At 49.5% G+C, this 11,573-nt stretch carries 12 protein-coding genes and 1 pseudogene; 5 read left to right on the top strand and 8 right to left on the bottom strand.

Features of this window, described 5'->3' with window-relative positions:
- Together J4F31_11000 and J4F31_10995 are read left to right on the top strand one after the other, a co-directional pair.
- On the top strand, positions 1-345 hold a 345-nt coding region (locus tag J4F31_11000; GenBank protein ID MCE2497084.1), incomplete at its 5' end, for a T9SS type A sorting domain-containing protein.
- An 840-nt stretch (positions 346-1,185) separates the two neighbouring features.
- Positions 1,186-1,473: pseudogene (locus J4F31_10995) on the top strand (gliding motility-associated C-terminal domain-containing protein).
- A 306-nt stretch (positions 1,474-1,779) separates the two neighbouring features.
- Here the strand turns inward: J4F31_10995 and J4F31_10990 are convergent.
- Complete coding sequence (locus J4F31_10990; GenBank protein MCE2497083.1) at positions 1,780-2,340, bottom strand: leucine-rich repeat domain-containing protein; 561 nt, start codon at positions 2,338-2,340, stop codon at positions 1,780-1,782.
- A complete protein-coding gene (locus tag J4F31_10985; GenBank protein MCE2497082.1) occupies positions 2,337-3,263 on the bottom strand; it encodes a bifunctional riboflavin kinase/FAD synthetase in 927 nt (308 codons plus the stop codon). The genes J4F31_10990 and J4F31_10985 overlap by 4 nt, the downstream gene beginning before the upstream one ends.
- A 133-nt stretch (positions 3,264-3,396) precedes the next feature.
- On the opposite strand from J4F31_10985, the gene J4F31_10980 reads away from it, so the two are divergent.
- Together J4F31_10980 and J4F31_10975 are read left to right on the top strand one after the other, a co-directional pair.
- On the top strand, positions 3,397-4,905 hold the full coding sequence (locus J4F31_10980) for a F0F1 ATP synthase subunit beta (protein ID MCE2497081.1): 1,509 nt from the start codon (positions 3,397-3,399) through the stop codon (positions 4,903-4,905).
- A gap of 11 nt (positions 4,906-4,916) precedes the next feature.
- A complete protein-coding gene (locus J4F31_10975; protein MCE2497080.1) occupies positions 4,917-5,210 on the top strand; it encodes a hypothetical protein in 294 nt (97 codons plus the stop codon).
- Between the two features lie 102 nt (positions 5,211-5,312).
- On the opposite strand, the gene J4F31_10970 is transcribed toward J4F31_10975, so the two are convergent.
- From J4F31_10970 to J4F31_10960, 3 genes are read right to left on the bottom strand one after another with little or no spacing between them, the layout of a single operon-like run.
- Positions 5,313-6,290, bottom strand: a complete 978-nt coding sequence (locus J4F31_10970; GenBank protein MCE2497079.1) for a cytochrome-c peroxidase — start codon at positions 6,288-6,290, stop codon at positions 5,313-5,315.
- Positions 6,291-6,309: 19 nt separating this feature from the next.
- Positions 6,310-7,395, bottom strand: coding sequence for a c-type cytochrome (locus tag J4F31_10965; GenBank protein ID MCE2497078.1), 1,086 nt, complete (start codon positions 7,393-7,395; stop codon positions 6,310-6,312).
- The gene (locus J4F31_10960) at positions 7,392-8,351 is read right to left on the bottom strand and encodes a T9SS type A sorting domain-containing protein (protein ID MCE2497077.1); all 960 of its coding nucleotides are present in this window, start codon (positions 8,349-8,351) and stop codon (positions 7,392-7,394) included. Before J4F31_10960 ends, J4F31_10965 begins: the two co-directional genes overlap by 4 nt.
- A gap of 121 nt (positions 8,352-8,472) precedes the next feature.
- Here J4F31_10960 and J4F31_10955 point away from each other — a divergent pair, with 121 nt between their 5' ends.
- Positions 8,473-10,416: a TonB-dependent receptor gene (locus J4F31_10955; GenBank protein MCE2497076.1), complete on the top strand. Its 1,944-nt coding sequence runs from the start codon at positions 8,473-8,475 to the stop codon at positions 10,414-10,416.
- Here J4F31_10955 and J4F31_10950 read toward each other — a convergent pair.
- Genes J4F31_10950 through dtd form a run of 3 tightly spaced genes read right to left on the bottom strand, consistent with a single transcriptional unit; the run spans position 10,388 to position 11,465 of the window.
- Entirely contained in the window at positions 10,388-10,687 is a 300-nt protein-coding gene (locus J4F31_10950) for a hypothetical protein (GenBank protein MCE2497075.1), read from the bottom strand. The two genes, J4F31_10955 and J4F31_10950, sit on opposite strands and share 29 nt — an antisense overlap.
- A complete protein-coding gene (locus tag J4F31_10945; GenBank protein ID MCE2497074.1) occupies positions 10,684-11,013 on the bottom strand; it encodes a nucleotide pyrophosphohydrolase in 330 nt (109 codons plus the stop codon). Before J4F31_10945 ends, J4F31_10950 begins: the two co-directional genes overlap by 4 nt.
- On the bottom strand, positions 11,013-11,465 hold the full coding sequence (gene dtd / locus J4F31_10940) for a D-tyrosyl-tRNA(Tyr) deacylase (GenBank protein MCE2497073.1): 453 nt from the start codon (positions 11,463-11,465) through the stop codon (positions 11,013-11,015). Before dtd ends, J4F31_10945 begins: the two co-directional genes overlap by 1 nt.
- Positions 11,466-11,573: the final 108 nt, after the last annotated feature.

Below are 11,573 nucleotides of genomic sequence, written 5' to 3'. Positions count from 1 at the left end.
CCCAATGTATTGAGCGCATGGGTGATGCTGGGTATGGACGGGAATACAGACATTGAGCAGAAGTCCGGCAACTTCAGTAATGATGAATTAGAAAAGGTAACCGTTTACCCAAACCCAACTTCGGGAAGAATAGTCATCGAAAGTGACGATCTATTCAAAGCTGAGAATCAACAAGTTTCCATTGAAATTTTAGACCTATTTGGAAGAACGGTTTTTACAAACGATGTGGTATTCACTGGAAAAGCATACGGGTTCTATTTGAATGAAATGCCTCCTGGGATTTATCAGTTAAGCCTCAGCTACAATAATAAGCAAGAGGCTCATTCCCTTGTGGTTAAGCCTTAATGATGCGTTTTCGATCAATATTTGCCTTAATGGCGTTGGCTGTAATGGCCGCGAAATCGACACGTGGTCAAAACCTGATAGTCAACCCCTCTTTTGAAGAGTATAGTGTTCCATGTGAAGATGTTATTGGGAGGAGTCAAATATTCGATGCAGCCGGCTGGCAGAGAGCTGCAAGGCAATTCAATGGAGATAGTGATTTGATGAGCCCTTGCTCAATTGCCGATTATACTGTACCAATCAATCTTAGCGGATTCCAAGCAGCTCAATACGGAACTAATTATGCTCTATTGGCTACAAGGTTTCTTGGTATTCCCATGTTAGCAGTTCTATACATGTTGAGTCAATTCAACCTATGCTGGAATTCCCTCTTACTCCGGACTCCTGTTATACTTTCCGGTGTCACATATCTAGACCTGAAGCATATACAGTATTAAAACCCTTTGGTTTAGATTTATACTTTAGCTCCGAAGAGTTCACAATGCGAGAGTATACCGTCCCAAGCCTAACTCCTTTGTTTTCATTCACTAATCTCGACACTGTATCAAATATTGATTGGACAGTTATTTCAAAAGACATTCAGCTACAAGACTCAAGCCAATTTTTAACCTTGTCATGGTTTTCAGTTCCTCAGAGCTACCATGAAATAACAGTATATTATGGAGGGTTCTTCATAGACAACGTTGTTCTTTACCCTTGCAATGCCTCAGTATATATAGCTGACGCAGGAGAAGATGAAACTGTTTGTAAGGGGGATTCCATGGAGTTGTCTACACCTTACCGAAACGACGAATATATGTACTGGTGGGTGAACAACTTTGGAGACACGATCAGCACAGANNAACTGAGTATTACCTCGCTCAAATGGACTTTAAGTTCGACATCACTTGGGATACGGTACGTGTATTCAACAAGTCGTGTTTGGAACTGGAACTGCCCAATGTTTTTACCCCCAACGGCGATAGTCAAAACGACCTTTGGATTCCGACGGGAAAGGACCTAGATAAGATTGACCTTCAGGTCTATTCCCGTTGGGGAAAGCAGGTATGGAGCTATTCCGGACCGTTCGACGAACTCGAAAGCCGGAACGGCGGCAATGCACCCGAAGGGTCGGGACGGAAAAACCGTTGAGAAAAAGGCGTCGATTACTTTATTGAGATAAAGATACTATCAGTGCTATCAGTGGCACTACGCACTATCAGTGGTATAAGTGGTATAGGTTGCGCTGCGTGCTAGAAGTTGTATTAGTGAATGTGAATTTTACTTCGCAAAGGAAATTCGCGGCGATGCCGCGAGTGCATTCCTTTTGGAGTCAATGACCTTTACTCGCTCATGAAAGCCTAAAGCATAAAGTCCAGAGCAGAAGGCTTAGCTCTAAGCTTTAGACTTTGCGCTCTTGACTTCGTGAGAATTCAATTTGCCCATGGCTCACTGCCGTCAATGACAGTTACAACTCTTGTTGAACACCAACTCCACCTCGGGAAACCTGCGGTGGAGTTTTTCTTGTTGCTCCGGAAATACGATGATACCGCTGAAGTCGACCTTTTTCAGGTTCTGCAGTTTATCCATGGCTGCGGGGAGGTCGTCGACGTGGTTACTCCAAAGGTCCAAATAACGCAACTGAGTGAGGTTACCTAGCTCCGCCGGTAAGGTATAGAGGTCGTTCCGATTGAGAATGAGCGTATCCAGTTTAGCCAAGGAGCCTACCTCTCCGGTTAGTACGTTCAAGCGGTTACGGCTTAGATCGAGAACCCGGAGATTCACCAACTTGGAGATATTTGGATCGAGAAAAATGAGTTTGTTCCCGGAGAGTCGAAGTCCTTTCAACTGCGTCATGGTCCACAAGCTATCCGGAATACCGTGCTTCACGAATTTCATTTTACTCAGGTCGAGGTACTCGACATCACTCCAACGGTCGACCTTTTTACCGTTGACCCAATTCTGAGCACTGGAATGAACTGAAAACGTTAGCGCAATGAGTAGAATGACCAGCCTCATGTCAAAAGTACCTTAAGCGCGGATTCTTCATCGCGGTGAAGTTGAGCTTTGAGTTCTTCCAGCGATCCGAATTTTTGTTCGTCCCGCAACCGTTTGTGAAATCGCAGTGTAATCAATTGGTCGTAGATGCTCTTATCGAACTCGAAGATATGGGCCTCGATCTGGCGGTCTTGTCCGGATACGGTCGGGCGCTTACCGATGTTGCTCATGCCTTTGTACCACTCGTTTCCGACACGCACTTCGACCGCATAAACACCATCGGCCGGGATCAGCTTATATTTTTCGGGAACTTCGATATTCGCCGTGGGGAAGTCGAGTGTGCGACCCAAAGTAGCGCCGCGCACGACCTTTCCGGTAAGCTCAAAAGTAGACCCCAGGTATTCGTTCGCGGTAGACACATCCCCTTCGAGCAGGGCATTACGAACCTTGGTGGAACTCACGCTCACATTATCGAGCACCTGAGCCGGGATCTCCTCTACGTCGAAGTGATAGGTATGCCCGAACTCCACCAAGTCGTCGAAGCTCCCCTCTCTGTTCCGTCCGAAGTGATGATCGTACCCTATGACCAGCTTTTTGGTCCCGATGCGGTTCACGAGCACATCGCGAACATATTCCATTGCCGTTAATCTGCTGAACTGTTTGGTGAAGGGATGAACGATCAGGTGATCGACCCCTGCTTCGGCCAGCAAAGCCTCCTTCTCTCGTTGCGTATTGATCAATCGAAGATCTTGATCGTCGAACAACACCATACGCGGATGAGGCCAAAAGGTGAGTAAAACCGTTTCACCATCAATGGTCTCGGCTATATCGTGTAATTGCTGAATTATGCGTCTGTGCCCTACATGAACACCGTCGAAAGTGCCCGTGGTCACTACGGCATTCTTCAGTGTCGGAAAATCGTCGATCGAGGAGTAGATCTTCAAGAGATGCAGTGTTTTACACGAACAAAATTAGAAATAAAAAAAAGGAACTAGGCAGGCCAATTCAAAACGAAAATAAGCCGTACATTTGCACCCGAAAATTCAGCTTGTTTTTCTTTCATCTAATCAATCGATTATGTCGAATAACATCGGAAAAGTCGCCCGGGTAATTGGTCCAGTAGTGGACGTTCGTTTTAGCGGGGGTGCAGATGAACTCCCAAAAATTTATGATAGCCTGGAAGTGACCAAGGCCGACGGTACGGTAGTCGTACTGGAGACACAACAGCATACAGGTGAGGACACGGTTCGTGCCATCGCCATGGATTCAACGGAAGGACTCGTCCGCAACATGGATGTTGTAGCCACGGGGGCTCCCATTAAGATGCCGATCGGCGAAGGTATTCGCGGTCGTGTATTCAACGTAACCGGAGGTGCTATCGACGGTATTGGAGAGGTCGACAACAGCAATGGATTGCCGATCCACCGCGAAGCGCCCTTGTTCGAGGATTTGACCACAGCTACCGAAGTACTCTTTACGGGTATCAAGGTGATCGACCTTATTGAGCCTTACGCCAAAGGGGGTAAAATTGGTCTTTTTGGTGGTGCCGGTGTAGGTAAAACAGTATTGATTCAGGAGTTGATCAACAACATCGCAAAAGGACACGGTGGTTTGTCTGTGTTTGCCGGTGTTGGAGAGCGTACTCGTGAAGGTAACGACTTGCTTCGCGAGATGCTCGAAGCTGGTATTATCAAGTACGGCGACGATTTCATGCACAGCATGGAAGAAGGCGGATGGGACTTGACCAAGGTCGACAAAGAAGTAATGAAGGACTCGAAAGCGACCTTCGTTTTCGGACAGATGAACGAGCCTCCCGGGGCGCGTGCTCGTGTAGCCCTTTCGGGTTTGACGCTTGCCGAATACTACCGCGATGGTGAAGGAGACGGACAAGGACGTGATATCCTGTTCTTCGTAGACAACATTTTTCGCTTTACGCAAGCTGGTTCTGAGGTATCTGCACTTTTGGGACGTATGCCATCAGCCGTGGGTTACCAGCCTACCTTGGCAACGGAGATGGGTAACATGCAAGAGCGTATTACCTCTACCAAGAACGGTTCTATTACCTCTGTACAGGCCGTTTACGTACCTGCCGATGACTTGACCGACCCGGCTCCGGCAACGACGTTTGCCCACTTGGATGCCACTACGGTATTGAGTCGTAAGATCGCATCGTTGGGCATCTACCCCGCAGTAGATCCATTGGATTCTACTTCGCGTATCCTTTCTGCGGACATCGTAGGAGCCGAGCACTACAACTGTGCACAGCGCGTTAAGGAGATCCTCCAGCGTTACAACGAATTGCAAGACATCATCGCCATCCTCGGGATGGACGAATTGTCTGAAGAAGATAAGATGGTCGTACACCGCGCACGTCGTGTTCAGCGATTCTTGTCTCAGCCATTCCACGTAGCTGAGCAGTTTACCGGACTCAAAGGGGTATTGGTTGACATCAATGATACCATCAAGGGATTCAACATGATCATGGACGGTGAAGTGGATCAATATCCTGAAGCTGCCTTCAACCTTAAAGGTACCATCGAGGAAGCTATCGAGGCCGGAGAGAAAATGCTTACTGAAGCACGCTAATAAAAGCGATCATGCAATTAGAGATCATCACACCGGAAGAAAAAGTGTACAGCGGAGAGGTCGACATGGTCACCTTGCCCGGAGTAGACGGTAGCTTCCAGATTTTGAACGACCACGCCCCCATTATTTCGACGCTCGCGGCCGGTAGCATCCGGATCCTCGAAGCGGCCGGAGTAAAGGATCACCTCGACCAAATGTCGGGGAAACTCGAGCGAAGCACTGCGAATGACCGCGAATTGCTCCTCGAAGTGAACGGCGGAGTCATAGAGATGCAAAACAATAAGGTCATCGTGCTAGCCGATTAATCGAACCGACCTTTGTTTATAGTTAAAAGGCCCTTCTCTAACTCGGAAGGGCTTTTTTATTCGCCCTGTATCTTCTCTAAAATGAAGCGGATCCTAGGTCCGCTACGGCCTCCAATCGCGAAGGACGAATCGCTCATCCGTCAAGCTTCTCAAAAAAGCGACCAGTGCCTTCTTTTCGTGTATTTCCAAGCCTAGCGGCTCGATGAGCTCGTCCGCATATCCATGAGCCACACCTCCCTGGTCGTAGTGCTTCACGACCTCTTCCAGCGTGGCCATGTGCCCATTATGCATATAAGGAGCCGTTACGTCCACATTGCGCAACGATGGTGTTTTGTAGTGGTACCGATCGGTCGGGTCACCGGTCAGCCGCTCCAATCCGATATCGGCGAACAGTGTGTCTTGCCCGTTATTCCGTATTACAAAATCACTTAACAACAATCCACCGTGACAACTCGAGCATTTAGTGCGCTCACTGAAAAACAACTGCATTCCGTACTTTTCCTGATTCGACAACGCCATTTCAGCCCCTTGGACGTGCAGATCGTACCGACTACCACCACTGAGCAAGGAACGCTCAAAAACGGCGATAGAGCGCGTTATAACGAAGGGATCGAGATCTCTGCCATACGCCTGCTGACTCAAGGCCTGAAGTTCCGCATCGTCCCGAAGGGACTGAGCAATATCAACGATATTGTTAGCGAACTCGTTGTGCTCCTGGATGGGCACTAAGACCTGCATTTCGAGGGTCGGCACCCCGCCCTCGCGCATGAAATAAGGGTTGTAGGCCACGTTGGCCAGCGACGGCACGTTCTTGGTCCCGGGCCGCCCAAAAGCGCCCGGCGTGGTCGGAAACTTGTCGGCGAAAGCGAACTCAGGCTTGTGACAGCTCGCGCAACTGACGCTGTTGTCCTTAGACAAACGCGTATCAAAAAAGAGTTTTTGACCGAGCTTCCAACGATCTTCGGAAAAGGCATTATCATCAGGATCCTGCACTTCCGGAAAACCAGGAGGAACATCATAGGAAAGTTGCTCTGGGGATTCAGGCGTTCGCGAGCAGCCAATCCCGAGCCATACAAGCACAGAGATGAACGTTAACCCCCTATTTAAAAGGATTCGCATATTCTTGGTTGGTCAGTAAGACCTCGTCGGTAAAAGTCTTGAGAAAAGCTACCAAATCGGCTTTATCCTGCTCCGTGAGCATGAGCCCGGTTTGCTGGGTGTTGGCCAAAGTTACGTCCAAGGTCGACGAGCTCTTGATGCCTGAGTTGTAATGCTCTACAACTTCTTCCAACGTTTCAAAGCGGCCGTCGTGCATATAAGGGGCGGTAACTTCAATATTGCGCAGTGAAGTCACCTTCATTTTTCCTCGGTCACTTTGGAGGCCAGTCGTAAGCTCCAATCCGAAGTCATCTATATCGGCCTCGGCATCTAAACCGTTATTCATGTACTCGTCGTTCTCGAAATTCTTAGGCGAATGGCAATGGGCGCAATCGGCCCCCGACTCGTCCGGAAAAAATGGATTGTACTCGGCAAAAAACAACTCCCGCCCTCGCTCTTCGCCGGTCGTTAATTGCGCTTCGCCTCGCAAATAACGGTCGTATTTACTCTCGACTGATACAATGCTCAGCATGAACTGCTCCAAAGCCAGGGAAATAGTGGTCGCGCTTATTGGCTCGTCATCAAAGGCCCGTTTGAATTGATCGCGGTATTTGCGGTCCGCCGTCAACTTAGCCACTACGTTTTCGAGGGTTTCCGCCATTTCTAGACTGTCAATGATCGGCATCAAGGCCTGATCGCGAAGTAATGGTGCTCGGCCATCCCAAAAGAATCCATTAGAATTCCATGCCATATTAAACACCGTCATGGCCTGGCGTTTCCCCGGCAAGCCGTGAACCCCTAAACTGAAACGGTTGGTGTCTGTAAAAGCGTGTTCTTGGCGGTGACAAGTCCCACACGACATGGAGTTATCGAGTGAAAGTTTGGTCTCGAAAAACAACATCTTCCCGAGCTGAACGCCCGATTGCGTAAGTGGGTTGTCCGGCGGCAAATTGGGCACGGGAAAATCACCCGTTACCACTGCATAGGGAGTTGGGTCATACTTCACCTCACTCGGCTCATCCTTCGCGCAACCCGTGGCGAAAACAAGCAAGCCCAAGGCCGACCAAATAATGGGTTTAACGCTCATCGCTGCACCACTACACGCTCTACCGCAACGAGCTCTTCTCCTGAGTATAATTGCAAGAAGTAAATACCACTACTATTTGGCGTATCGATACCCACGCCGGCGAAGACCCCTTTTCGTACTTGAGCCCCTTGAGCATTTACCCATTCGTAGCGGTCTATGGTTCTCGAAGTTTTACTGAGGTCGAGGTATATCTGCCTAGCGGCAGGATTCGGATACGCGCGGATCGAAGCGCCTTCTTGCTCAGAAATCGATGCCACAGGACCGTTGCCGTCCGAGCTTTCGAACACCCGTAAGGCGAAATTGCCTAAAAACTCAGCCGCCTCGTCGTCTTGACCATGCTGAATCATCCCCTGATCCAAGGGAATATTGTAAAAGGCCTCAACGTAATCGGCAGTCAAGTGAACGACCACATCGCCGTTGTCATCTTCTCCGGCCGTTTCAATGGTCTGGAGCGTGTAGTTCTTATTTCCTAAGGCGTGGAACTCGTAAACCTGGGCGAGACCATTGCCCGAGGTTCCCTCCATCACTGCAAATCGGTATCCGGCAGTCCAACCCCAATGCATCGAAGGACTCTTTGGCGCCAAAGGGTGCGCCATCGGCCATGAGGCCGGATCTAAGTGGTTCCGAGCGCTATCGACCCCAATGGCAAAAGTGATTGACTCGAGCTGAGACACATTGAAGTTACCCAAGAGTTCATCAAAATTCTGTGATCCATTAACCAAGAAATAAATATCCGGCAAGTCCGTCACTTGCCCCCCGTCGTGCGTGATAGACAGGCCCGAAATGTAATATTCCAATCGATTGACGTTGAAGTCATCACCAAGATTATTCTGGCCTTGAGCACCCATGGCAAAAGGCTGACCATTGACTTCGTGATCAATTCGAAGATAAACATCTTGCTGAGCGATAGAAGACACAGTCCACAAAAGGGAAATGGCGAGTAGAACTTTTTTCATAATTTTTGATTCAAAAGAGACTTGAAAATTAAGCAATTAATCCCATAAACACAACATGGTTCACATTGCTCTTGTGGAGCGTCCTAAAAAGCATTAGCTTTGGCAAGCAAACGAAAACGCTATGAAACCCGTACTCGCTCCACTCTTTTGCGTTTTATCCCTTGCGCTTTTTGGGCAATCCGCGGACACCTCCAAGTACCAGCTGCCCGAAATCGTTCTCTCGGCGAGTAAAGCCGAACTCAATGAAAAAGAAGTCGCCCGACACCTCATCCGCGTTACCGGTGACGAACTGCGCAGCAATTCGGCCTCACTGAACGAAAGCCTCGAACACCTGGGCAGCATAGATATACAGCAGCGTAGCCCTTTTGATGTGCAGGCCGATTTAAGCATCCGTGGGGGCACCTTCGACCAAAGCCTGGTACTTATTGACGGCATCCCCATGCTCGACCCGCAAACCGGACATCACAGCCTCAACCTGCCCCTAACGTTCGATCAGGTCGACCGTGTGGAGATCCTTACGGGCGGAAGCCGATTCTTCGGCCCACAGGCTTTTTCCGGGGCCGTAAACATCATCACTAACGAGCACAAGGGAAATTACACCAAATTGCAAGTGGCGGGCGGACAAAAGGCTTTGTTCGCGGGCGGATTCACCCAAGGAGTCGTCGTAGGAGAAGACCAAATGATTTTAAGCTACTCCGGTTCGCGATCCGATGGCTATATGCGCAACACCGATTTTACCAACCAACAGATCAACGGAAAATACATCCACCCAACCGATAACGGCGAATGGGTGGTTCAAGGCGGGTGGAACGGTAAAGCCTTTGGCGCCAACTCCTTTTACAGCGTGAATTTTCCCGATCAATTCGAACAAACGCAAACCCTGTTTGGAGGGGTCCGCCACCGCGCTCAACACGGTAACTGGAAGTTCAAAAGCTACCTCATGGCGCGTCGTCACTACGATCGGTTCGAGCTGTTCCGCGAGAGCTACGAAGAGCTCGACGTGCCCTCTTGGTACACCAAGCACAACTACCACCGCACCGATGTGATCGGCGCCGAATGGACCGGTACCTACGACTACCAAAACGGCCACGCCACCAATTTAGCCCTCACGGGTCGTACTGAAAACATCGTTTCAAACAACTTAGGGGACTCGTTGGCCGGTCCGATCGAAGTCCCGGAAGGAGATGAATTCTACTACCTCGGCCGCAGACGACAAAACTACAGCCTCAATCTCGAGCACTACTACAACTGGAGACGCTTCTATTTCTCGGGGGGTGTGCTACTCAATCTCCACTCCGATTTTGGTTTCGATGTACTTCCGGGACTCGACGTCTCCTACGAAATGGGGCCCCGTTCGAACCTCTTCGCAAGCGTCAATCGCTCGTTCCGCACACCCACCTACAACGACCTCTACTACAACCTGGGCGGTGCCTTTGGGAGTCCCTTATTGAAACCCGAATACGCGTGGAATTACGAGCTAGGTTATAAGGCATATTTCCTCAAGGACTCCAGACTTACACTTCAAGCCGTAGGCTTTTATCGTCAAGGGAAAGACCTCATCGATTGGATCGAAATCATTTCCCAATCCGACACCATCTACCAAGCCTCGAACATCACGGAGATCGATTTCATCGGCTTCGAACTCGAAGGCGTGCTGCGCGGCAAGCCCGACGCCTTTGTGCGGCAGCTGCGGTTTAGCTACACCTACATGCAGAGCGATAAAGCAGGCGATTTCAACTCGCTGTACGTGCTCAACTATCTGCGCCACAAGATCGGCCTGGGGATTGAGCATAAATTGTTTGGGAGCCTCTCGGCTCGATGGGATTGCAGCCTCCAGGACCGGGCTTCGGATCAGCCCATTGACGGCACCGGGATTCAAAACCCGGTGACCCTCGTAAACCTGCGCATCAATGCCGATCTGAATGCCTTGAATCTGTACATCTCAGCCAACAACCTGCTCGATCAGCAGTTTCAAGATCGTTCTGGAGTACGACAGCCCGGAATATGGGTCTACGGTGGTGCAAGCTGGTCTATTATTAATTGCCCTCCTTCTTCAGGCGCTTGACTCGTCGTTCAGACATCGACCAATTGAACATCCCATAGGCGAATCCGGCGGCTAAATAGATCGCTATGGTAATGCCCGTTTTAGTCCAATCGCCCGTTGATAAGTTATCGAAGAAGGGATCCGGAAAACTCAGAAAGCGAGTCAATACGGCCATCAAGATCAGGTAGAATACCAAAAACGTTCCGCCCTGAATGGCAATGCCGCGCCATTTTCCCTTCTGGCGGAACTGCTCCCACCGCTGCATCCATTGTTTTTCCTTTTCGCTGATCATTTCAGTTTCTCGTTATTGTGGTGACGGTCGTGGTCGCGCTTGGCCTTTTTCTCCATCCGCTTATCAAAGGCAGCCTGTAGGTTCACCCCGGTCTGATTGGCCAAGCACAACGTCACGAACAGCACATCGGCCAACTCCTCGCCTAGATCCTTGGTTTTATCGCTCTCCTTTTCACTTTGCTCTCCGTATCGTCGCGCGATGATTTTCGCCACCTCGCCAACTTCTTCAGTCAGCTGAGCCATGTTGGTGAGCTCGTTGAAGTAGCGCACACCGTGGTCGTTGATCCAATCGTCGACCACCTTCTGAATTTCATTTATTCCTCCCATTATTCCTTGTTCTTTGTATCGAGGACCATCGTCACCGGTCCTTCGTTCACCAGCTCCAATTGCATATCGGCCCCAAATTCGCCCGTTTGTACGGGTTTGTTCAAATAGCTTCCCAATTCCTTCGCGAATTGCTCGTACATCGGTACGGCTTGATCTGGCTTTGCCGCTCTTATAAAGCTAGGCCTTTTCCCCTTTTTATATTTGGCGTGAAGGGTAAATTGACTCACCACTAAAGCCTCTCCGTCCACATCGATCAAACTGAGGTTCATGAGTCCATCCGCATCCGAAAATATCCTCATCTCACCGGTCTTCCTGGCCAACCACTTCAGATCCTCTTCGGTATCCTCGTGTTCCACCCCCAGCAAGATCATTAATCCCTGCTCAATGGAACCACTCACTTTTCCTTGTATCCGTACCTCCGCGTGCGATACGCGTTGAATTACTGCTCGCATTCTTTAGCCATTGGCAAAAACTAGTTCTTGAAACCCTGACCTTCCCTGATAAGAGTTGACCGTTTTGGTTACGGTTTTTGATATTCAAAGATAGTTATTGGTTTACCT

The organism is Flavobacteriales bacterium (assembly GCA_021296215.1).
In the GTDB taxonomy this organism is placed as follows: domain Bacteria; phylum Bacteroidota; class Bacteroidia; order Flavobacteriales; family ECT2AJA-044; genus ECT2AJA-044.
Note: the sequence above shows the minus strand (reverse complement) of the source record. Positions and strands in the feature narration are given on the sequence as shown.

Excerpts from the sequence above, each read along its gene's own strand:
- J4F31_10965 (MCE2497078.1), bottom strand. The coding sequence starts at position 7,395 with ATGAGCGTTAAACCCATTATTTGGTCGGCCTTGGGCTTGCTTGTTTTC.
- J4F31_10990 (MCE2497083.1), bottom strand. The coding sequence starts at position 2,340 with ATGAGGCTGGTCATTCTACTCATTGCGCTAACGTTTTCAGTTCATTCC.
- J4F31_10950 (MCE2497075.1), bottom strand. The coding sequence starts at position 10,687 with ATGATCAGCGAAAAGGAAAAACAATGGATGCAGCGGTGGGAGCAGTTC.
- dtd (MCE2497073.1), bottom strand. The coding sequence starts at position 11,465 with ATGCGAGCAGTAATTCAACGCGTATCGCACGCGGAGGTACGGATACAA.
- J4F31_10945 (MCE2497074.1), bottom strand. The coding sequence starts at position 11,013 with ATGGGAGGAATAAATGAAATTCAGAAGGTGGTCGACGATTGGATCAAC.
- J4F31_10980 (MCE2497081.1), top strand. The coding sequence starts at position 3,397 with ATGTCGAATAACATCGGAAAAGTCGCCCGGGTAATTGGTCCAGTAGTG.
- J4F31_10975 (MCE2497080.1), top strand. The coding sequence starts at position 4,917 with ATGCAATTAGAGATCATCACACCGGAAGAAAAAGTGTACAGCGGAGAG.
- J4F31_10960 (MCE2497077.1), bottom strand. The coding sequence starts at position 8,351 with ATGAAAAAAGTTCTACTCGCCATTTCCCTTTTGTGGACTGTGTCTTCT.
- J4F31_10955 (MCE2497076.1), top strand. The coding sequence starts at position 8,473 with ATGAAACCCGTACTCGCTCCACTCTTTTGCGTTTTATCCCTTGCGCTT.